Origin of the sequence: Saccharopolyspora shandongensis, from assembly GCF_900106995.1 — a bacterium.
Taxonomy (GTDB): Bacteria; Actinomycetota; Actinomycetes; order Mycobacteriales; family Pseudonocardiaceae; genus Saccharopolyspora; species Saccharopolyspora shandongensis.
Map to the genome: position 1 here is coordinate 30,722 of NZ_FNOK01000064.1, position 21,260 is coordinate 51,981.

Annotated in this window: 22 protein-coding genes; 14 read left to right on the forward strand and 8 right to left on the reverse strand. The window is 70.7% G+C overall.

Going from position 1 to position 21,260, the window contains the following annotated elements:
• Nucleotides 1-259 precede the first annotated feature (259 nt).
• Entirely contained in the window at nt 260-1,276 is a 1,017-nt protein-coding gene (locus BLW84_RS39440) for a TerC family protein (RefSeq protein ID WP_093276528.1), read from the forward strand.
• A gap of 41 nt (nt 1,277-1,317) precedes the next feature.
• A complete protein-coding gene (locus BLW84_RS39445; protein WP_093276530.1) occupies nt 1,318-1,701 on the forward strand; it encodes a TraR/DksA family transcriptional regulator in 384 nt (127 codons plus the stop codon).
• 4 nt (nt 1,702-1,705) lie between these two features.
• Here the strand turns inward: BLW84_RS39445 and BLW84_RS39450 are convergent, their stop codons facing one another.
• Entirely contained in the window at nt 1,706-2,668 is a 963-nt protein-coding gene (locus tag BLW84_RS39450; RefSeq protein ID WP_093276532.1) for a GlxA family transcriptional regulator, read from the reverse strand.
• Nucleotides 2,669-2,786: 118 nt separating this feature from the next.
• On the opposite strand from BLW84_RS39450, the gene BLW84_RS39455 reads away from it, so the two are divergent.
• The gene (locus BLW84_RS39455) at nt 2,787-2,978 is read left to right on the forward strand and encodes a hypothetical protein (RefSeq protein WP_245761698.1); all 192 of its coding nucleotides are present in this window, start codon (nt 2,787-2,789) and stop codon (nt 2,976-2,978) included.
• Between the two features lie 416 nt (nt 2,979-3,394).
• Nucleotides 3,395-4,240 (forward strand): alpha/beta fold hydrolase, encoded by an 846-nt coding sequence (locus BLW84_RS39460; RefSeq protein WP_093276580.1) that lies wholly within the window; start codon nt 3,395-3,397, stop codon nt 4,238-4,240.
• Here BLW84_RS39460 and BLW84_RS39465 read toward each other — a convergent pair whose 3' ends face one another.
• The 3 genes from BLW84_RS39465 to BLW84_RS39475 form a co-directional block, all read right to left on the reverse strand.
• Nucleotides 4,241-4,981, reverse strand: coding sequence for an NPP1 family protein (locus tag BLW84_RS39465; protein WP_245761699.1), 741 nt, complete (start codon nt 4,979-4,981; stop codon nt 4,241-4,243).
• A 232-nt stretch (nt 4,982-5,213) separates the two neighbouring features.
• Complete coding sequence (locus tag BLW84_RS39470; protein WP_093276537.1) at nt 5,214-6,206, reverse strand: DUF1015 family protein; 993 nt, start codon at nt 6,204-6,206, stop codon at nt 5,214-5,216.
• On the reverse strand, nt 6,203-7,195 hold the full coding sequence (locus BLW84_RS39475; protein WP_093276540.1) for an NAD(P)-dependent oxidoreductase: 993 nt from the start codon (nt 7,193-7,195) through the stop codon (nt 6,203-6,205). Before BLW84_RS39475 ends, BLW84_RS39470 begins: the two co-directional genes overlap by 4 nt.
• Before the next feature lie 238 nt (nt 7,196-7,433).
• Here BLW84_RS39475 and BLW84_RS39480 point away from each other — a divergent pair, with 238 nt between their 5' ends.
• Together BLW84_RS39480 and BLW84_RS39485 are read left to right on the forward strand one after the other, a co-directional pair.
• Nucleotides 7,434-7,691 carry an SHOCT domain-containing protein gene (locus BLW84_RS39480; RefSeq protein WP_093276542.1) on the forward strand — a complete coding sequence of 86 codons (258 nt, stop codon included), beginning with the start codon at nt 7,434-7,436 and terminating at the stop codon, nt 7,689-7,691.
• 56 nt (nt 7,692-7,747) lie between these two features.
• Nucleotides 7,748-8,443, forward strand: coding sequence for a DUF2306 domain-containing protein (locus tag BLW84_RS39485; protein ID WP_093276545.1), 696 nt, complete (start codon nt 7,748-7,750; stop codon nt 8,441-8,443).
• A 96-nt stretch (nt 8,444-8,539) separates the two neighbouring features.
• On the opposite strand, the gene BLW84_RS39490 is transcribed toward BLW84_RS39485, so the two are convergent.
• From BLW84_RS39490 to BLW84_RS39500, 3 genes are read right to left on the reverse strand one after another with little or no spacing between them, the layout of a single operon-like run.
• Complete coding sequence (locus tag BLW84_RS39490) at nt 8,540-8,983, reverse strand: acyl-CoA thioesterase (RefSeq protein ID WP_093276548.1); 444 nt, start codon at nt 8,981-8,983, stop codon at nt 8,540-8,542.
• A complete protein-coding gene (locus tag BLW84_RS39495; protein WP_093276550.1) occupies nt 8,958-9,827 on the reverse strand; it encodes a helix-turn-helix domain-containing protein in 870 nt (289 codons plus the stop codon). Before BLW84_RS39495 ends, BLW84_RS39490 begins: the two co-directional genes overlap by 26 nt.
• Before the next feature lie 17 nt (nt 9,828-9,844).
• Nucleotides 9,845-10,993: a lytic transglycosylase domain-containing protein gene (locus BLW84_RS39500; RefSeq protein WP_093276553.1), complete on the reverse strand. Its 1,149-nt coding sequence runs from the start codon at nt 10,991-10,993 to the stop codon at nt 9,845-9,847.
• Nucleotides 10,994-11,463: 470 nt separating this feature from the next.
• On the opposite strand from BLW84_RS39500, the gene BLW84_RS39505 reads away from it, so the two are divergent.
• From BLW84_RS39505 to BLW84_RS39535, 7 genes are all read left to right on the forward strand, one after another.
• Entirely contained in the window at nt 11,464-12,756 is a 1,293-nt protein-coding gene (locus BLW84_RS39505) for an MFS transporter (RefSeq protein ID WP_245761700.1), read from the forward strand.
• A 179-nt stretch (nt 12,757-12,935) separates the two neighbouring features.
• Nucleotides 12,936-14,246 carry an MFS transporter gene (locus tag BLW84_RS39510; RefSeq protein WP_245761701.1) on the forward strand — a complete coding sequence of 437 codons (1,311 nt, stop codon included), beginning with the start codon at nt 12,936-12,938 and terminating at the stop codon, nt 14,244-14,246.
• A 377-nt stretch (nt 14,247-14,623) separates the two neighbouring features.
• Nucleotides 14,624-16,159: an AMP-binding protein gene (locus tag BLW84_RS39515; RefSeq protein ID WP_093276558.1), complete on the forward strand. Its 1,536-nt coding sequence runs from the start codon at nt 14,624-14,626 to the stop codon at nt 16,157-16,159.
• 114 nt (nt 16,160-16,273) lie between these two features.
• Nucleotides 16,274-17,410, forward strand: a complete 1,137-nt coding sequence (locus BLW84_RS39520; RefSeq protein WP_093276560.1) for a thiolase family protein — start codon at nt 16,274-16,276, stop codon at nt 17,408-17,410.
• A 177-nt stretch (nt 17,411-17,587) separates the two neighbouring features.
• The gene (locus BLW84_RS39525; protein WP_093276563.1) at nt 17,588-18,733 is read left to right on the forward strand and encodes an acyl-CoA dehydrogenase family protein; all 1,146 of its coding nucleotides are present in this window, start codon (nt 17,588-17,590) and stop codon (nt 18,731-18,733) included.
• 58 nt (nt 18,734-18,791) lie between these two features.
• Nucleotides 18,792-19,364: a GNAT family N-acetyltransferase gene (locus BLW84_RS39530; protein ID WP_245761702.1), complete on the forward strand. Its 573-nt coding sequence runs from the start codon at nt 18,792-18,794 to the stop codon at nt 19,362-19,364.
• A gap of 290 nt (nt 19,365-19,654) precedes the next feature.
• The gene (locus BLW84_RS39535; protein WP_093276565.1) at nt 19,655-20,527 is read left to right on the forward strand and encodes a LysR family transcriptional regulator; all 873 of its coding nucleotides are present in this window, start codon (nt 19,655-19,657) and stop codon (nt 20,525-20,527) included.
• A gap of 54 nt (nt 20,528-20,581) precedes the next feature.
• Here BLW84_RS39535 and BLW84_RS39540 read toward each other — a convergent pair whose 3' ends face one another.
• Nucleotides 20,582-20,920 (reverse strand): transposase, encoded by a 339-nt coding sequence (locus BLW84_RS39540; protein WP_093276568.1) that lies wholly within the window; start codon nt 20,918-20,920, stop codon nt 20,582-20,584.
• Between the two features lie 181 nt (nt 20,921-21,101).
• Here BLW84_RS39540 and BLW84_RS50545 point away from each other — a divergent pair.
• The coding region (locus BLW84_RS50545) for a transposase (protein ID WP_425441817.1) at nt 21,102-21,260 on the forward strand (159 nt) is incomplete at its 3' end.

The window sequence follows — 21,260 nt, forward strand, 5'->3', positions numbered from 1 at the left end:
TTTGTGCACAAGGAAATTAGACGGGTATGCAGTTGAATGTCGGAATCGCGCCGAGTTGGCCGAATGGTTCCGTTGGTTCGAATTCTCCTTGTCCGATGGGGCGTTCTGCTCCGATCGGGCAGTTCTTCCGTTGCCTGCGGCGAATTCTCCCGATGATCCGATTCGCTATCAAAGCCATACAGTATACTGCATGCAAATCGCCCGGGGCTGGGATCACGGCCGGCCCCGGCACGCGTTGGCGCACGGAGGTGACCTGCCGATGAACTTCCCGGTATGGGTGTGGATCGCGACCCTGGCGGCGCTGGCCGTTCTCATCGTGGGTGACCTGGTGTTCGTCGGCCGTCGCCCGCACGCGGTCGGGGTGCGGGAGGCGAGCCTGTGGGTCGCCGGCTACGTCGCCCTCGCGGCCGTCTTCGGCGCGATCCTGTTCGTCTTCGCCGGGCCCACCAGCGGCGCGGAGTTCTTCGCCGGTTACGTGACCGAGTACAGCCTCTCGGTCGACAACCTCTTCGTGTTCGTCATCATCATGTCGCGGTTCGCCGTGCCGAAGGAGCACCAGCACCGCGTGCTGTTCATCGGCATCGTGCTCTCGCTGGTGCTGCGCGGCGTGTGCATCGCCGCCGGCGTCGCCGCCCTCAGCGCCTTCAACTGGGTCTTCTACATCTTCGGCGCGTTCCTCATCTACACCGCGATCAAGGTCGCCAGGGACGGTGCCGGCGACGAGCCCGAGGAACCGGACAACGCGATCACCCGCGCGCTGCAACGGGTGCTGCCCACGTCCGACTCCTACGACGGCGGCAAGCTGACCACCCGAGTCGACGGGAGGCGGATGTTCACCCCGATGATCGTGGTCGTCACCGCGCTCGGGCTGGCCAACGTCATCTTCGCGCTCGACTCGATGCCCGCGATCTTCGGGCTCACCAAGGACGGCTTCATCATCTTCACCGCGAACGCCTTCGCGCTGATGGGGCTGCGGCAGCTCTACTTCGTCATCGGTGGGCTGCTGGACCGCCTGGTCTACCTCAGCTACGGCCTCGCGGTGGTCCTCGGCTTCATCGGGCTGAAGCTGATCGTCGAGGCGCTGCACGGCTCGCACATCGACGAGATCCGCTTCGCCGTTCCGGACATCGGCATCGCCGCCTCGCTCGGCTTCATCGTGCTCACCCTGGCGGTGACGACCGTGGCGAGCCTGCTCCGCTCCCGTTCGGTGGCGAAGGCGCCGGCGGAGGCCACCGAGGCCCTGGAGCCGGTGCACAGCGGCGACCGCAACGCCTGACCTGGCGGAATAGGCGGGCGGGTGGCGGCGTTCACCTCGTTATGAGCAAGCGGACGTCGCAGGACGCGCCGTCCCCGCCAGGGCCGCGGACGGCGCGGGAGTTGCTGGCCGAGGAACGTGCCAGCGCGCTGGCGCGCGTCGAGTCCCTGGAGCGCCACCTGGAGTCCATCGGCGAGGTCTCGACGTGGACCGGCACCGACGACGAGCACGATCCGGAGGGCGCGACGCTCGCGTACGAGCGCGCCCAGGTGCAGGGCTTGCTCGCGGACGCCCGCCACGAGCTCGACGAGCTGGACCGGGCCGCGGCGCGCCTGGACAAAGGCACCTACGGGGTGTGCGCGCGATGCGGGAATCCGATCGCGCCGGAGCGCTTGGAGGCGCTGCCTGCGGCGACGACCTGCATCTCCTGCGCCACCCGCCGCTGAGCGCTCAACCCACCTCGGCGGGCCGGGAGAAGGTCCGGCGGTAGTCGCGCGGCGTGACGCCGACGATGCGGCGGAAGTGGTGGCGCAGCAGCGCGGCCGTGCTGAACCCGCACTCGCGCGCGATCTGGTCGATGCCGAGCTCCGTGTCCTCCAAGAGCCGCCGGGCGTGCAGCACCCGCTGGGTGGCCAGCCACTGGTTCGGGGTCGTCCCGGTCTCGGCGACGAATCGCCGCGCGAAGGTGCGCTGCGACATCTGCGCCCGTCCGGCGAGGCTGGCGATGGTGTGCTCGTCGTCCAGGCTCTCCTGCAGCCAGTTCAGCAGCGGTTGCAGGCTGTCGCCGGAGCATTCGGGCACCGGCAGGTCGATGAACTGGCGCTGCCCGCCGTCGCGCTGCGGCGGGACGACCATCCGGCGGGCGATCTTCATCGCCGCGGCCGAGCCGAGCTCACGGCGCACCAGGTGCAGGCACGCGTCGATCCCGGCGGCGGTGCCCGCGCTGGTCACGACGTTCCCGTCGTCGACGTAGAGCACGTCCGGGTCGAGCCGGGCGGTCGGGAACCTGCGGCGGAATTCGGCCGCGTAGTACCAGTGCGTCGTGCAGGGCCGATCGTCGAGGAGCCCGGCCGCGCCGAGCATGAACGCGCCGGAGCACACCGAGAGAACGGTGGCGCCACGGCCGGCGGCATCTCGCAGGCCCGCAAGCACTTCCGCCGGGTAGACGTCCCGGATCCGGCCCGCCGGGACCGCGACGACGTCGGCCCCGTCCAGCCCTTCGAGCCCGTGCCCGGGGACGATGTTCATCCCCACCGACGTGCTCAGCGGCTCTCCCGGGCGCTGCCCGCACACCCGGAACTCGATCGGTGGGACCCCGTCGGCGGTGCGGTCGAGGCCGAAGACCTCGCACAGCACGCCGAGTTCGAACGGAGCGGCGCCGTCCAGGACGACCGCTGCCACGGAACGCAGCATGCCCGAACGATAGCTGGCAGGATTTTGCGGCACAACGGCATCGCTGCCACTGTTGGCAGGAATTGGTCCATCGGAAACTGAGTGCCATCGACCGGACCTCTTCGCGGGGATGAGCACGATGAGCACGCCACTTCGCAACAAGCAGTCGAACCGGCTCGCCGGGATCAGGCGGTATTTCGCGGTCCAGAACCGGCTGTGGGCGCGTCACCTCGACGCGCTCCATCCGTGGGAGCAGGAGGCCGAGCTCCGGTGGGTCAGAAACCCGCTCACCCGCCGCTGGGAACTGCGCGGGGGAGTGCTCCCGGGGTGAGCGCTCGTGAGTGCTTTGGAGCGCTAGTGCCTGTTTTCAAACTCATCTTGCCTGGCGGTGCGGGTGGCGGCCCCCCTGCGGGAGTTGCTGTCGTCTTCTCGCTGTGGGATCCCTGACATCATGAATGCCAATTCACCACGTCGGGGCTGTCCTCGCGAGAAGCCCCCTGAGAACCCGCGGCGGTGCCGGCTGCAGGGGTGGGCTAAGCGGCTGCGCCGCTTCAAAGACAAAACCCCGCGATACCACCTCGCACCACATCCAAAACAGCCTCTATAAGCGCTCCAAAGCGCTCGCGAGCCGAACGGAGCACGGTCGAGTCCCTAGTGGACAGTCGCGCCGGCGACGCTGGCGAGGTGTACCGACCGGATGGTATGTTGGTGTCCTCGGATGCGGAACCTGACTCGGAGCGACGGCTGATGACGCAGGATGTTTCGGGCAAGCGCGAACGGATCGATGTCGGACCGCTGACCTTCGACGTCGCCCTCGCCGGCGGCGCGCAGGCGCGTCCGGTGCTGTTGCTGCACGGTTTCCCGGAGACGGCGCGGAGCTGGGACCTCGTCTCGGCGCGGCTGGTCGCGGCCGGGTTGCGCACGATCGCGCCGAACCAGCGCGGCTACTCGCCCGGCGCCCGGCCCGACGGCGCCGACCAGTACGGGGTCGCCCACCTGGTCGCCGACGCGGTGGGCATCATCGACGCGCTGGGTCTGTCCGAAGTGGACGTCGTCGGCCACGACTGGGGCTCGGTGGTGGCCTGGCACCTCGCGGGCTGGCACCCGGACCGGGTCCGCACGCTGACCGCGGTGTCCGTGCCGCACCCGGCCGCCTTCGGCTGGGCGCTGCGCAACGACGCCGACCAGCAGCGCCGCTCCGAGTACATCAAGCTCTTCCGGCAGGAGGGCAAGGCCGAGCAGGTGCTGCTGGCCGACGGGGCGAAGCGGCTGCGCGCCGTGTTCAGCGACGGGGTTCCCACGGAGTTGGTGGACGTGCACGTCCGGGTGCTCAGCGAGCCGGGCGCGTTGACGGCCGCCTTGAACTGGTACCGGGCGATGAGCGGCGACATGCGGGAGCTCGGGGACGTGACCGTCCCGACGACCTACGTGTGGAGCACCGAGGACGGCGCCCTGGGCCGGGCGGGGGCGCTGCGGTGCGGCGACCACGTGGCGGCGCCGTATCGGTTCGTGCAGCTCGAAGGCGTCAGCCACTGGATCCCGGAAGAGGCCCCGGACGCACTCGCCGAGGCCGTCCTCCAGCCGCCGCGATGATCACTCGTAGGCGTTGAACTCGATCTCGGCCGGCTTGGCCTTCTCGAGGTTCTGCTCGAAGGCGCCGTCCTTGATCGCCAGGCTGGCCGAACCGAAGTCGGCCCCGGTCAGCTTGTCCCGGATGCCGGGCGGGAAGTTGTTCCAGCTGACCAGGTCCGGGTACTGCCAGGTCCCGTAGTGGTTCTCCGGCTGCTCGTCGCGGCCCGCCAGGCGGAAGCAGTGCGTGCTGGCGCCGTCCTTGTGGTAGACGATCTTGGGGTGGCTGCCCTCCCAGGAGACCTCGGAGCCGGGTTGCGTGGAGTAGTTGCCGTGCGCCGACGTCGACACGTACGTCGCCTCGTCGTTGTGCACCCACACCACGACGTGCTCGATGTCGTGCCGGTGGCCGAAGATGTCGTCCACGCCGCCGAGGGCCTGGTCCTTCTCGAAGTACAGGTCGTAGAGGTACGCGCACCAGCCGTTGTCGTCGCACTTGGCGCGGGAGTACGAGTTGGTGTTGTCGAGGTCGGACTGGTCGTGGCAGTTCCCGTCGAGCGCGCCGGAGGGCTTCAGGCCCTCGGCGATCGAGCCGTCGGGGCCGATCGCCGGCGTGGGGTAGCAGCCGTCGCCGTCGTAGTCGAAGGCCGGCTGCCACTTGCCGTCGGCCTCCTCGAAGCTCGCGGGCAGCGCGGCGGGCGGTTCTGCGTAGGCGGTCCCCGGCAGCCCGACGACCAGCAGCGCGGCTCCGGCGGCGGCGGTCAACGACCGCCTGCCCGGTCGCAAACGGCTTCGGCGCCCGGCCGGTGCGCCGTTCGGGCGTGCGGTTTGCTTCGTTCGCGGTCTTTCCTCCGCGGCGTTCTCCAGCACGGCGAAACCTCCTGATCGACGCGGTCGGCGCGTGATCGTAGTACGGAATCCGCCGTGCAGACAGGGTTTTCGCGGTACGGTGTCCCGCCGGAAAGGGAAATGTGCCCGTGCTGCCCCGGAAACTCGCTCAGATGAGCGGGCGGCGGAACAGCTGTGCGGTCGGTTTCGGGTCGAACCAGGTCGACTTCGGCGGCATCGGCCGGCCCTCGTCCGAGGTGGTCAGCACCTGGTCGATCGTCGGCGGGTGCGGGATCAGGCGGAACGCGTTCCGGCCGTCGCACCAGCAGGTTTCCACCGCGTGCTGCCGACCGGGCGCGGCGTCGGCCTCGGCCGCGGTGAGGTCGTGCAGCTTCGGCAGGAGCTCCTGCTCGATGGCGAAGGCGTCGAGAACGCCCGAGGCGCGCAGCCGCAGGCGGTACCACCGGTCGCCGACGCCGATCGCCACCACGCCGGGTTCCGTGTCCGCCGCCGGGGATTCCTCGATCCGCTCGGTCAGCGGATGCTCGGCGAGGCGGTCCAGCACGTCCCGCGCGGTGCTGCCCGGCGCCAGGGCGAAACAGCGGTGGTAGCCGAGGATGCGCATCTCGTCGCTGGGGAACAGCGCCGCGAGCGTGAAGGCGCTCGGGTGGCCGGAGCCGAGGCCGCGCCGGGCGGCGTAGCGATCGGCGGCCAGCATCCGGTGGTGGCCGTCGGCGATGTAGAGGTTGCCGATGCGGCCGATCTCGTCGCACAGCGCCCGCGCGCCCGCTTCGTCGCGCCGGATCCACACCGTGTGCGTGGCGCCCCCGTCGTGCATCCGCGCCGTTGGGGTCTCCGCGGTGAGGTCGGCGATCGGCAGGTGTCCTCTGTGGACGAGCATGACCGGCATCCGCTCGACCCCGGTGGCCTCGGCCTGCTCTTCGAGCTCGCGCACCCGGGCCGGCTGGGTGGCTTCGTGGCGGCGGATCCGGCCGCCGCGGTAGTCGTCGATCGACACCTCGACCACGACACCGGTCTGCCGGTGCGGGCCGGATTCCAGCCGGTAGACCACCACCGCCGGTCCGGGGTCGCCGCTCCCGCGCAGCAGCACGCGCGGCGGCCGGGCGGTGATCCCGGTGTCTTCCCGCCGGGTGGCGTTCACGACCGTTCGCCGGAATGCGTTGCGGGTTGCGGGTTCACGCAGTGCAGCACCGTGCCCGACTCGAACGCGTCCACCATCCGCACCACCTCGGCGGCGACCGCCTGCTGCGCCTGCTCGGTGGACGCCCCGATGTGGTGGGTGCCGTAGACGTTAGGATGCCGGGCCAGCCGGGACTCGATGCGCCCGGTGCTCGTCGCCGGCTCGTCCGCGTAGACGTCGACGCCGACGCGGATTTCCTTGTCCGCCATGGCCTCGATGAGCGCCTCCTCGTCGACGAGCTCCCCGCGCGCGGTGTTGAGGATGATCGTGCCAGGCCGCACGTGCGCCAGCAGGTCGGCGTCGATCAGGTGCCGCGTGGCGTCGGTCGCGGGCGCGTGCAGGGAGAGCACGTCGCAGGTGCGGGCGAGGGTGGTCAGGTCGTCGACGAAGTGCACGCCGATCGCGTTCGCGCGTTCCAGCGTCTCCGGCGCGCGCCCGGGCTTGGCCACGGCGTGCACCGCCATGCCGAACGCCGCGGCGCGTTCGGCGAAGGCCAGGCCGATCTGGCCGAGGCCGATGACACCGACCCGGCGGCCGAGGATGCCGCGTGCGCGCGAGTAGCGCTTCTTGTCCCAGCGTCCGGCCCGCAGGTCGGTGACGTTGTCGCAGATGTTGCGATCCAGCGCCAGCAGCAGCGCGAACGCGAGCTCGGCCACCGCGGCGGCGTTGCGCCCGGGCACGTTGCAGACGTGGATCCCGAGCCGGGACGCCGCCGCGCAGTCGATCGTGTTGGTGCCGGCCCCCGCCCGGATGACCAGCCGCAGACCGTCGGCGCGTTCGAGCGCGGCGGCCGCAACCCGGGTGCTGCGGACCACGAGCGCGTCGAACCCGTCGAGCCGGTCGGGGAGCTGATCGGCGGTGGTATCCGGCCGGTAGTCGCAGTCGTGGCCGTGGTCGGCCAGCTCCGCGAGCTGCGCGGCCGGGAACGCGTCGGCGAGCAGGATCCTCATCGGCAACTCCCCACCTGGGCGGAAGCGGCGTCGGGACTGTTCCTCAATGCGCATCGAGCTGCGCATGGCGCAATGGTGACCGCCGGGGAGAAGCGGCGTCAACACCCGATCCGCGGTGCTGCGTACGCCGGCTACGTCGTGCGCGGTAGTCCGGGTGTCGCTCGGTGACCGACGACAGCACCGCCCGCCGGGCCGAGACTCGATCCGACGAACGGGAGCGATTTCGGAGGTGGCAGTGATGTTGACCGAGTTCTTGGTGCAGTGGGGGCCGAATCCCGGCTGGCACGGGCCGCACGGCGGCCCGGGATGGCTGATCGGACTGTTCTTCCTGGTGCTGGTCGCCGCGCTGATCGCGACGGTGGTCTGGCTGGCGGTCCGCGGCCGGCCGCGGAAGCGCTCCGCCGTCGAGCGGGCGAAGGAGATCCTGGCCGAGCGATTCGCCAAGGGGGAGATCGGCGCCGACGAGTACCGCGAGCGGCTGACCGGGCTGGGCTGATCTCCGGTGGCCGCCGGGACCGGGTTCCGGCGGCCACCTCGACGGAAGGCGAAACGATGACGGCGAAATCGGGCGCGCGGAGATCGGCGCGGCGCGGCTGGCTGCTGCTGACCACCGCGGTCGTCGGCGGCACCGCGCTGGCCTTGCCGTACGTGCTCCTCGACGTGGACGCGAGCCGGATCCAGGTGCGCGGCGAAGCGCACTGGATCCTGCTGCTCGTGCACATCTTCACCGCGGCGGTCGCGCTCGTGCTCGGGCCGCTGCAGTTCATCCCCGCGCTGCGAGCCCGGCGCCGGCTGCACCGGGCGGTCGGCCGGGCCTACCTGCTGGCCGGGGTGTTGCCGGCGGGCCTGACCGGCATCCCGGTGGCGCTGCTGGCCGAGCACGCCCTCACCAGGGTCGGCCTGCTCATCCCGGCGGTCGGCTGGCTGGTGACGGGCGCGCTGGCGGTCCGGGCGGCGCGACGCCGCGACTTCGCGGCCCACCGGGCGTGGATGATGCGCAACTACGCGCTGACGTTCCTGGCCGTGACATCGCGCATCCTGGTGCCGCTGCTGCTGCTCGCCCAATTCCCGTTCATCGACGCGATGTACGGCGGCTCGGTCCCGGCGGCGGTGGACATGACGATCCCGATCGGCCAGTGGCTGGGCTGGATCATCAACCTGACCATCGTGGAATTCCTCCTCCGCCGGGAGAGAACCCGCGCGGTCCCAGCCCCGCAGGTCAGTCCCGAGACAGCACGACGGGCATGAACCGCACCAGCGGCAGCACACCGCCGAGGTGGAGTGAACGGCCTGTTCGCCTCGTCTATCGGGGCGAACGGTCCGTTCGCTCTGGGCAGCTTCGGTTCACAGGCCTAGCAGTCGCGGGTGGGTGGTCATGTCGCGCCAGTAGCTCGCCGGGTCGGCGACCAGGCGGCGGCGGGTCAGGTCGAGGAGGCCGAAGGTGCTTTCGACCTCCGCGACCAGCTCGCCGCCCTGGGCGCGGAGCTCTTGCACGGCGCGGCAGGTCTTGCCGTCGCCCCACCGGAAGGCGCACGTCACCTCTACCTGGTCCAGCGGCCGCAGTTCGCGGTGGAAGCGGACGGTGGTCTCCAGGTTGACCGGGCCCACGTCGTGCCGGGCGCGCAGTCGCTCGGGGTCGACACCTGCGGCGGCGAGGCAGGCCCATCGGGCGTGATCGCCGTAGGCGAGGTACGCGGGGCCGCGCACGTGGCCGTTGACGTCGAGGTCGTCGCTGCGGACCGCGATGGCGATGTGGAAGGCTTCAGCGGTTTCGGAACGGGTTGTCACGGGGCCCGATCCTGGCCGTCCCGGGCCGCGCCGTCTGGAACTTTTCGGCCAGCGCGTCCTGCCGGGCCCAGCTGCGCATCAGCGCAGCGGGCGATGAGCCGGACAGCAGGCGGCATTCGCGCCCCAGGTGCGACTGGTCGGCGTAGCCGAGCTCGGCGGCGACGACCGCCAGCGACGTGCGTCCACGCGCCAGCGCGGGCAGGCGGCGGTGGAACCGCTGGAAGCGGAGGATGCGTTGCAGTTGCTTGGGACCGCACCCGGTTTCGCGCCGCAGGAGCCGTCGAAGGCCTCGTTCGCTGATGCCGAGCTCGTGGGCGACATCCGCAGGTTTCGCCCCAGGCGTACCGAGACCGTGCGCCGCAGCGATGCCTCGTGAGTCCGGCTGGACGTCTCGCAGCCGCTCGGCGACCAGTGCCTCCAGCACGTTTCGCCGCGCCTCGAAGGACTTCGACGACGCCAGCAGCTCTTCCGCGCGCCCCGCTCGCCGGCCCCACACGTCGGCAAGCCTCGTCGTTCCGGTTGGCAGCTCGAAAAGTCTGTGGCCCAGCAGCGAGCCAGCGCCGCCGCGGCGCAGCCGCAGGCCCAGCGTCCGGGCGGTTCCCGGTAGCCAGCGGCGTTCCGGGGCTCCGGCGGTGATCACCACGTCGAGGCTGCGCCCGTCCCACACCAGGTCGGCGCAGCCGTCCGGGAGGATCTGCAACTCCCGGTCCCACCCGGCGAATCCCTGCCAGCCGAGCGAGACGATGCTCGAAACTTCTTTCGCAGGGCCGAATTCGTGGTAGTGCGACCACCGCGTGCCGGTTCCGTCGGGCGGGGCCGCCCAGGGGCGCAGCGGGATTCCCATGCGCCCAGCATGCCCCGCTACGTGCTCGGCGGCGCGGTCGACTCGCCGCTGGGCGGCGGTTGCGAGCTGCTCGGCGGTGGCACCGAGCTCGTCGGCGGTGGCTCGGACGGCGGTGGCGGCTCGGACGGCGGTGGCTCCGACGATGACGGCGGTGGCGGTGGTGGCGGCTCGGACGGAGGCGGTGGCACTGTCGTGCCTGGTGGTGGGGGTGGTGGCGGTGTCCAGGGCGGCGGCGCCGGGGCGGGCGGAGCTCCGGCGGCGGACAGCGGTGCGCCCGGCGGCAGTGGTGCGCCGGGTGGTGGGGGAGCGCCTGGGAGCGGCGGGTTGAACGCGAGCAGCACGGGGTCGCCCGGGGTCGTCGTGTCGCTCGGGGTGGGCATGACGCCGCGGGCGTAGGCGTCGGCCCACGAGAGCACCGAGCGGACGTACGACTCGGAGTGGTTGTAGCGGAACACGGCGGCCGCCAGCTGCGTTCGGTCGCGCAGATTTCCGCCGCCGCTGCACAGGTATTGGCCCGATGCAAGTGTCGCGTCGAAGACGTTGTGCGGATCGCGGGTTCCGTCGCCGTTGCCGTCGGCGGCGTGGCTGCGCCACGTGGACGGGATGAACTGCATCGGGCCGACCGCGCGGTCCCACGCGCGGTCGCCGTCCAGCCGGCCGCCGTCGGTGTCGCGGATGGCGGCGACCCCGGGCCCGCCGGCCAGCTGCGGGCCCAGGATCGGCGACAGCGTCCGGCCGTTGACGTCCACCCGGCCGGACCGGGCGTGGTGCGACTCGATGCGCCCGATCCCGGCGAGTACCGACCAATGCAGGCCGCAGCCCGGATCGGTGCTCGCCAGCGTCCGCTCGGCGCGCTGGTAGGCGGCCAGCACCGGGGCGGGGATGCCCTGCGGGCCGGTCGGCACCCGGTCGGCCGGTTCGGCGTGCGCGGCCAGGTCCTGCTCGGTGCGCACCTCTTCCAGGAACTCCGGGCTGAGCCGGTCGTCGACGGGCAGTCGGCCGTCGGTTCCCACGTCCGGCGGGAGTTCCGGGGCGGCCCGCGAGGGACCGGCGGCCGGGTCGATCAGGGCGTCGCCGCTGATCGCCAGCAGCGGCAGCAGCGCGACCAGCAGGCCGGTCGTCACCGCCGTGAAGCGCTCGCCGCGGCTTTGAGCGTCCGGGCCCAACTTCCGTCACCTCCATGCCGGTCTGGCCATGCCGGGCCCGACCCTTCCGGAAAGTGATGACATTGTGAACCACCAGAAGAGGTCCGGGCCACGAACTCCAGGCGACCAACAGGTTGCGGCGAACGGCTCAGCGACGAGGCGTCCGATCGGGCGCGCGACCGGATTCGCTTCGATGATTCGTCTCATGTGGACGCGCGAGGCTTGTTTCCGGTCGAATGCATCGAGACTCTTGAACTGCTTCGTTCCGCGAAATAAGTTGACGGGTAAGGGGTTTCGCACCGAATTGGTGGCACCACTGTCCATAGTGGCTGCCTATCGGAGCGTTAGCGCCCCGCTCCTTGACCATGTGACGTGCGTCTCGTTCAATCGGCGGTAGTGATCCTCCGGTGCCGCCGCGCGACCATCGCCCGGCATTCCGCACCGCAATCCGCTTCCGCCGAAGGGACCACGTGCGCATGTCCGCAAACAGAGTGCATGAAACGACCCCCGGTACCGCCGCGCCGCCGGAGTACCGGCCGGTGATGGCCTGGGTGATCACCGGCATGCTGGTGCTGTTCATCGTGGTCAACTGGGCCGACAAGACGGTGTTCGGCATCGCCGCGCAGCCGCTGAAGGAAGAGCTGGGCCTGACCTCGGCGCAGATCGGCTTCATCGGCAGCGCGTTCTTCTTCCTGTTCAGCATCACCGGGCTCGCCGTCGGGTTCATCGGCAACCGGGTGCGGACCAAGTGGGTGCTGCTCGCGCTGGCAGCGTTGTGGTCGCTGACGATGGTGCCGGTGCTGGTGTCGGCCAGCGCGGTGACGCTGCTGATCAGCCGGATCGGGCTCGGCGCGGCGGAAGGCCCGGCTGGCGCGATGGCCAACGCCGGGGCGTTCGAGTGGTTCCCGAAGGAGAAGCGCAGCTTCCCGTCGGCGTGGCTGTCCTCCGGCGCCTCCATCGCCAAGATCGCGATCGCCCCGGTGCTGGCCCTGATCGTCGCGGTGTGGGGCTGGCGCGCGGCGTTCCTCGCGCTGGCGCTGATCGGCGTGGTGTGGTGCGCGGCGTGGGCGCTGATCGGGCGCGAGGGACCGTTCTCGGCGCACCGGACCCAGTCCGCCGCAGCGGAGGATCCCGCGCTGCAGCAGCGGGTCCCGTTCCGCAAGATCGTGCTCTCCGGCACCTTCGTCGGCGGCGTCATCGGCACCTTCACCATGTACGGGATGGTGTCGGTGATCCTCACCTGGCTGCCGTCGTACTTCGAGGTGGGCCTCGGCATCGACCGGCTGCAGGCGGGCGCCATGTTCGGCCTGCCCAGCATTTCCTCGATGATCGCGATGCTGGGCGTTTCGTGGATCAGCGACCGCCGGGTGTCGGCGGGCGCCAGCTCGCGCGTGCAGCGCGGCATCGTGCCCGCGGTGGCGCTGCTGATCGGCGGCGGGCTGCTGGCGCTGCTCCCGTACCTCGGCTCGCCGGTGCTGGCCATCTCGGCGGTCGTGCTCGGCTACGGCATCGGCGTGGTGTCGCTGCCGCTGGCGAACGCGGCGCTGTCGCAGATCTGCCCGCCGCGCCAGCAGGCCGGTGCGCTGGGCGTGTTCCTGGCCCTGCAGACGTCGTCCGGGCTCATCGCGCCGGCGCTGACGGGCGTCCTGGTGGATCTGGCCGCCAGCCCGGGAGCGGGGTTCGCGCTGGCGTTCCAGGTCTTCGGCCTCGCCGTGATGGTGGGCGGCATCGCGACGATGCTGCTGGTCAACCCGGACCGGGACGCCGCGCGCATCCTCGGCTGAACCGCCGGTCGTGAGCGCTTCGGTTCGGAGCGCTCACGACCGCGGGCCGCGCCCATAGTGCTGGCCTATCGATGCGTTCAGGCAAGCATCTTTGACCGTGTGATGGGGCTCTCGTTGAATGGCCGTGCCGGCGGGCTCAACGCGCCGAACCGGGCATTCCAACGAAGGGACGGTCCCGCATGACCGCTGGCAACCTGGAGCGCAGCGCAACAGCTGCCGCGCCCACCGCAAGCCCGGCCTTCCGGCCGGGGATGGCGTGGACCATCACCGCGATGCTCGTCCTGTTCATGATCGTGAACTGGGCGGACAAGGCGGTGCTGGGCATCGTGGCCCAGCCCCTGAAGACGGAGCTCGGCCTCACCAGCGCCGAGATCGGCTTCATCGGCAGCGCCTTCTTCTTCCTCTACAGCATCAGCGGCGTCGCGGTCGGCTTCCTGGCCAACAAGGTCAAGACCAAGTGGGTGCTGCTCGGGCTGGCCGTGCTGTGGTCGGTCACCCAGGTGCCGGTGCTGCTGTCGGCGACCGGCGCTGCACTGCTGATCAGCCGCATCGCGCTCGGCGCCGCCGAAGGCCCGGCCACCGCGATGGCCAGCGCCGGGGCGTTCGAGTGGTTCCCCAAGGAGAAGCGCAGCCTGCCGGCCGCGTGGCTGAACTCCGGCGCCTCCATCGCCAAGATCGCGGTCGCCCCGCTGCTCACGCTGATCGTGGTCGCCTGGGGCTGGCGCGCGGCCTTCCTGGTGCTGGCGCTGATCGGCGTGGTCTGGTGCGGCGCCTGGCTGCTGATCGGCCGCGAGGGCCCGTACGCGACGCCGCGCGGCAAGGCCGCTGCCCAGCGCGACGACACCGGCCTCCGCGTGCCGTTCCGGCACATCGCGCTCAGCCGCAGCTTCATCGGCGGCGTGATCGGCACGTTCACCGTCTACGGGATGGTGTCGGTGATCCTCACCTGGCTGCCGTCGTACTTCGAGACCGGGCTCGGGTTCAGCCGGGTGGAGGCGGGCAGCATGTTCGGCCTGCCCAGCATCACGGGCATGATCGGCATGATCGGGGCCGGCTGGCTCACCGACCGGATGATCTCGCGGGGCGCGAGCGCCCGGGTGCAGCGCGGTCTGATCCCGGCCGTGTCGCTGCTGATCGGCGGCGGCCTGCTGGCGCTGCTGCCCTACATCGGCGGCGCGTGGGCCGCGGTGGCGGTGGTCGTGGTGGCCTACGGGTTCATGGTCGTCTCGCTGCCGGTGATGAACGCGGTCGTGTCGCAGATCAGCCCGACCCGGCAGCAGCCCGGTGCGCTGGGCTTCTTCCTCGCGCTGCAGACGCTTTCCGGGCTGTTCGCGCCCGCGCTGACCGGCGCCCTCGTCGACGCCGCGGCGACCCCGGCCGCCGGGTACGCCCAGGCGTTCCAGATCTTCGGGCTGGCCGTGGTCGTCGGCGGTATCGCGATGGCGCTGCTGGTCGACCCGGAGCGCGACGCCCGCCGGATCCTCGGCTGAGCGTTCCGCGACGGGGTCCTGCCGCAATTCCAGTGAGGTTTTTCCAACCTCGTTTTGCGTGGCGGTGCGGGTGGCGGAACCTCAGAGGCTCCCTGGTCTGTGGGTGCCCCTCCTGATGTATGTCCAATACACGGCGGAGGGGCCGTCCTCGCCAGGAAGCCTCTGAGAACCCGCGGCGGTGCAGGTGTCGTAGGTGGGCTATGCGCCTGCGGCGCATGCGGCACCCCATCGACGTGCAGCTTTGCGACCCGCGGCTGCGGGCCGACCAGGATGAAAAACGCTCAATGGAAATCAGACCTTCGATTTCAATGGAAATTGCGGCAGGTCCGGGCCGGTGGCCCGGGTGAGGTTCATGGTTGAGGCACAGGGAGGTAGGCATGTCCCTCGCGGTCGGCGAGCTGGGAGTGTTCAACATCGCGCGGACCGATCCGGGCCGTCCCGCCGTGATCGACGCGACCGGGCGCGTGGTCGGCTTCGCGGAGCTCGCCGAGCGGGCGAACCAGCTCTCGCACGCGCTGCGCGCGATGGGGCTGCGCCCCGGCGACAGCGTCGGCGCGGTCATCCACAATGGACTGCCGTACTTCGAGCTGCGGCTGGCTACCTGGCAGTGCGGGCTGTACTTCACGCCGATCAACCACCACCTGGCGGCGGCGGAGATCGGCTACATCGCGGAGAACAGCGAGGCCGGGCTCGTCGTGGTAGACGCCTCGCTGACCGACCTGTGCGGCCCGGCGCTGGACGCCGCCGGGGTGGCCGCGGAGTTGCGGTTCGCCGTAGGCGGTTCGCCGGGCTGGCGGGACTACGAGGAGCTGTTCGAAGGACAGCCGCGGACCGCGCCCGACGAGCGGACCGGTGGAGAAGTCATGCTCTACACCTCCGGCACCACCGGGCGCCCGAAGGGCGTGCGGCGCCCGCTGACCGGCCGCCCGCCCGCCGTGTCGCAGTACCACCTCGACTTCATGGGACGGCTCGACATCGAGCCCGGCGCGGGCGTGCACCTCGTGCTCTCGCCGCTCTACCACGCCGCGCCCGGCACCTTCGCGTTCACCGGCCTGAACTTCGGGCACACCGTGGTGCTCAGCGAACGGGCGAAACCGGAAGAGGTCCTGCGGCTCGTCGACGAGCACCGGGTGACCACGACGTTCACGGTGCCGACGGTGCTGCACCGCCTGCTGCGGCTGCCCGCTGAGGTGCGCGACCGCTACGACACGTCGAGCCTGCGAAGCGTCGTGCACGCCGGCGCGCCGTGCCCGGTCGACGTCAAGACCCGCTGCATCGAATGGCTGGGCCCGGTGCTGACCGAGTTCTACGGCGCCACCGAGGGATCCGCCACGGCGGTGCGGTCCGCCGAATGGCTGACCAAGCCGGGCACCGTCGGTTTTCCCTTGCCCGGAGCCGAGATCCACGTCCTGGACGAGGAGGGCGAGCCGCTGCCCGCCGGGGAGATCGGCACCGTGTACTTCCGCAGCGGCATCTCCGGCATCGAGTACTTCAAGGACCCGGAGAAGACCGCCACCGCACGGCACGGCGACCTCATCACCGTCGGCGACGTCGGCTACGTCGACGCCGACGGCTGGCTGTTCCTCTGCGATCGGCGCACCGACCTGATCCTCTCCGGCGGCGTCAACATCTACCCGGCCGAGGTCGAGGCGGCGCTGCTCGCGCACCCCGAGGTGGCGGACGTGGCCGTGATCGGGATCCCCGACGAGGAGTGGGGCCAGTCGGTGCTGGCGATCGTCCAGCCGGCGCCGGAGGCGGCCGACGGCCTGGCCGAGCGGCTGACCGCGCACTGCCGCGAGCGGCTGGCCGGGTTCAAGGTGCCGCGCCGCATCGAGCTCAGCCCGCAGCTGCCCCGCACCGACACCGGCAAGCTGCTGCGCCGCGAGCTCCGCGCCCCCTACTGGGGTGCATAGGCGCGGCCTATCCGAACGTTCCACGCCCGATCTTTGCGCCCGCCCCGCGCTTGGTGGTTCATTCGGAACGAGGGAACCGTCCGTGTGCAACTGCGTGCCAGACAGGAGAAACGCATGAGGGACGCTGTCATCGTCGAGGCCGTTCGCACGCCGGTGGGCAAGCGCAACGGCGCGCTCGCCGGGATCCACCCGGCCGACCTGTCCGCGCACGTGCTGTCCGCGCTGGTCGAACGCGGCGGGATCGAGCCGCGCGACGTGGACGACGTGGTGTGGGGCTGCGTCAGCCAGGCCGGCGAGCAGGCCGGCAACATCGCGCGCACCGCGGTGCTGGCCGCGGGATGGCCGGAGTCGGTGCCCGCGACCTCGGTGGACCGGCAGTGCGGATCGAGCCAGCAGGCGGTGCACGCCGCGGCCGCGGGCGTCATCGCCGGGTACTACGACATCGCCGTCGCCGGCGGCGTGGAGTCGATGAGCCGGGTGCCGATGGGCTTCGCGCGGCAGGGCGTGGAGAAGCCGATGGCGCAGTCGGTGCTCGACCGCTACGGCGTCAAGGGCTTCAACCAGGGCATCGGCGCCGAGATGGTGGCCGAGAAGTGGGGCTTCTCCCGCCAGCAGCTCGACGAGTACTCGCTGTCCTCGCACGCCAAGGCGGCCGCGGCCGTCGACTCCGGCGCGCTGGACGCCCAGCTCGCGAAGCTGCCGGGCGTGCTGGAGTCCGACGAGGGCATCCGCCGCGGCGGAACCCTGGAGACGCTGGGCAAGCTGAAGACCGTGTTCCGCGAGGACGGCGTCATCCACGCCGGGAACTCCTCGCAGATCTCCGACGGCACCGGCGCCCTGCTGATCACCACCAGCGAGATCGCCAAGGAGCGCGGGCTGAAGCCGATCGCGCGGGTGCACACCGTGGTGCTGGCCGGTGACGACCCGGTCATGATGCTGTCCGCCCCGTGGCCGGCGACCCACAAGGCGCTGCGCAAGGCCGGGCTGAGCATCGACGACATCGGAGCCTTCGAGGTCAACGAGGCGTTCGCCCCGGTGCCGCTGGCGTGGCTCGCCGAGACCGGCGCGGACCCGGCCCGCCTCAACCCGGTGGGCGGCGCGATCGCCGTCGGCCACCCGCTGGGCGGCTCGGGAGCGGTCCTGATGACCCGGCTGGTCCACCACATGCGCGACAACGGGATCCGCTACGGCCTGCAGACGATGTGCGAAGGCGGAGGCATGGCCAACGCCACCATCCTCGAACTGCTCTGATTCGACGAGGCTGCCGCTCGTGAGTGCTCATGCCGGTGAGAACCGGAATCTTCACTCACGAGGTTCGGCTGCCCCTCGTGAGCGGTGGTTCCGGCAAGAACCGGAATCGCCGCTCACGACCAACACGAGCCGTGTCCGGAATCCCTTCGGGCACAAGAAGATTCTGGAGGAGGGCGGATGCGCAGCACCGCTTACGACGCGGAACACGAGGCGTTCCGCGAGGTCGTCCGGGAATTCCTGGCCAAGGAGGTCGTGCCGTACTTCGCCGACTGGGAGAAGGCCGGGCTGGTGCCCAGGGACCTGTTCAACAAGGCCGGCGAGATCGGCATGCTCGGCCTGCAGGTGCCGGAGGAGTACGGCGGCGGGGGCACGAGCAGCTTCAAGTTCAACGCGGTCATCACCGAGGAGACCGCCCGCGCCGGGGTTTCGCTGGGCGGTTTCTCGGTGCACGCCAACGTGGTCGTGCCGTACTTCATCAACATCTGCAACGAGGAGCAGAAGAAGCGCTGGCTGCCCGGGCTGGCCGGCGGCGAGCTGATGAGCGCCATCGCCATGACCGAGCCGGGCACCGGATCGGACCTGGCGGGCATGGCGACCACCGCCACCCGCGAGGGCGAGTACTACATGCTCAACGGGGCCAAGACGTTCATCACCGGCGGGCACAACGCCGACCTGGTGATCGTGGTGGCCCGCACCGGGCACGGCGAGAACCGCCGGGACGGCCTGTCGCTGCTGGTCGTCGAGCGGGACATGGCCGGGTTCAGCCGCGGCCGCAATCTCGACAAGATCGGGCTGAAGGCGCAGGACACCGCGGAATTGTTCTTCGACGACGTGCGGGTGCCCGCGGCGAACCTGCTCGGCGAGGAAGGCCGGGCCTTCGAGTACCTGAGCGCGAACCTGCCGCAGGAGCGGCTGGGCATCGCGGTCGCCGGGCAGGCGGCTGCGGAGGCGGCGCTGCGGACCACCGTGGCGTACGTGAAGGAGCGCAAGGTCTTCGGCAAGCCGGTGGCCAGCTTCCAGAACAGCAAGTTCGAGCTCGCCGGGTGCGAGGTGGAGATCGAGGCCGGGCGGGCGATGCTGGAGCGCGCGCTGGACGAGCACGACGCGGGCGAGCTCGGCGCGGCGGACGCGGCGAAGGTCAAGGTGTACTGCACGGAACTGCAGTCCAGGGTGATCGACCGCTGTCTGCAGCTGCACGGCGGGTACGGCTACATGCTGGAGTACCCGATCGCCCGCATGTACGCCGATGCCCGGGTGACCCGCATCTTCGGCGGCACCACCGAGGTGATGAAGACGATCATCGCCAAGTCGCTGGGGCTGTGAGGCCGGGCGCGGATCAATTCGTTGGACGCCGGGCGGCTCGCCCCGGGATCATCGGGCGGTGACCGAGCGAACCGACCGGCGCGAGCCGCTTCCCGCCGCGCAGCAGCGCGTGCGCTTCGTCGAGCTGGCGGACAGGTCGATGACGGCATTGCTGGCCGGAGATCTGCCCGCAGCGGGCGTCACGGCCGGCGTCGGGCTGTCCGAGTACTTCGTGACGGACCGGGCGAAGTGGCTGTGGCGGATGCGGCTCGGCCAGATGGCGGCAGATCCGGCCGGGGCGCGCTGGATGGTGCGCTTCGCGGTGGTCGGGGCGGACGGCTCGGTCGTCGGGCACTGCGGCTTCCACGGGCCGCCGGATGCGGCGGGCATGGTGGAGATCGGCTATTCGGTCGCGCCGGAGTTCCGGCGCCGGGGATACGCGCGAGCCATGCTGGTCGAGCTGCTGCGCCGGGCGGCGGCCGAACCGGCGGTCGAAACGGTGCGCGCGACGATCAGCCCGGACAACGCGGCTTCGCTGGCCACGATCGCCGGATTCGGCTTCGCCGAGGTCGGCGAGCAGTGGGACGACGAGGACGGCTTGGAGATCATCTTCGAGGTCCCGGCCGGTCCGAGCGCGTCCGCAGCCGACTGATCAGCCGAAACCGGACGGCAGTGGCGCGGGACACACCCCGCTGTTCGCGCTGCTTTGACAGGCGGAATTCGTTTCGGATGCAGCGTCAGCCGCATGCGGTGTGGACCCAGCTCGCACCGCCGCGGGTTCTCGGGCTGTGCCCGCCCTTCGGGGCTACTGGGCGAGGCCAGTCCCCAGCGCCGCGTATTGGTCATACGAAAGCCGGGAATCCCGGAGTCCAGGCGGCGTTTGAGGTTCCGCTACCCGCACCGCTACGCAAACCATCCGCAACCTTCCCTTAAGCTGCCCGGGTGGAATTGCACCAGGTGGAGTACTTCCTGGCGGTCGTCGATCACAAGGGCATCAACGCCGCGGCGAGCGCCCTGCAACTGGCGCAACCCACCGTCTCGCAGGCGATCCGCGGGCTGGAGCGGGAACTCGGGGTCGACCTGTTCCACCGCATCGGCCGCGGCATGGTGCTGACCTCGGCGGGGCAGGCGTTCGTCGGGCCGGCGCGGCAGATCCTCCGCGATGTCGTCGCCGCCGAGGCGACCATGGTCGACGCCGCGGGGCTGCCGCGCGGTCGGCTCGACATCCACATGGCCGCTCCGCTGGCCGTGCACCCGGTCGCGCAGCTGGTCGGCCGGTTCCGGAAGCGCTACCCGAACGTCTCGCTGCGGTTGGCCGACCTCCGTGACGAGGAGGGTGCCGTGGCGCTGATCCGCGAGGGCCACTGCGAGATCGTGTTCACCAACCTCCCGGTCCACTCCTCGGACCTGCAGGTGGAGGAGCTCGGCGAGCACGAGTACTGGCTGGTGTTCCCGCCGGGCACCGCGGTGCCCGAACGCGATCCGCTGCCGCTGACCGAACTGCCGGACCTACCGCTGGTGATCGTGCCCAAGAGCACCGGCCGCACCGCCATCGAGAAGGCCCTCAGCGCGGCCCGGAAGCGCACCCGGCCCTCGGCGATCGTGCAGCACCGCGAGTCCATGCTGCCGTTCGTGCTGGCGGGCGTCGGCGGCACGATCCTGGCGCGGCCGATGGCGGAGCAGGCGGCGGCGCGCGGCGCGCTGGTGCGCGCGATCGACCCGCCGATCAGCCTCCCGTACGGCGTGCTCTACGACCCGACGGTGCTGTCGCCGGCGGGGCGGGCGCTCCTCCGGATGGCCCGCACCCCGCGCTGATCGCACGGCCCGGAGGCGTTTCCGCAGGCCTAGGCCCGTGCGCACTTGGTGCTGCTATAGAGGCTGTTTTGGATCTTGTGGTTGGTGTTGTGGTAGGCGTGCGAGGCGGCGGGTCATGTGGATGATGGCGGCCCAGTGGACCATGGTGGCGTGGTGTTGGGGGAGGCGTTCGTAGTCGCGGGCGCAGCGTCGGCGTCGGCTGATCCAGGCGAGGGTGCGTTCGATGACCCAGCGTCGGGGCAGGACTTGGAAGCCTTTCTGGCCGGGTTGGCGGTAGACGATCTCCACCGTCAGGCCGAGGATGGTTTTGGTGTCGCGGCCGGTCAGAGGGCCTTCGTAGCCTTGATCGGCCCAGACATGGCGAAGCCCGCGCAGTGATGCCGTGTGGAGCACGTGCCAGGCGGGCGTGAGGTTCCCTCGTTAGCTCGGAGGCTTCCAAGCATGGTCCTATGGGCCTGAAGGGAGTCATCTGTGGCAGCACCGAAGAAGTACCCCGACGAGCTGCGTGAACGCGCGGTGCGTCTGTATCGGGAGTCGAATCCCAAGCCTGTGATTCGGCGTTCTGGCTGAACAGCTGGGCGTGCATCCCGAGGCGTTGCGGAACTGGATCCGTCAGGATGAAGCCGATCGTGGCCAGCGGGATGACCGGCCGACCACCAGCGAGGCCGAAGAGCTTCGCAGGTTGCGGAACGAAAACGCGGAACTCAAGCGTGCCAACGAAAGACTCAAGGCG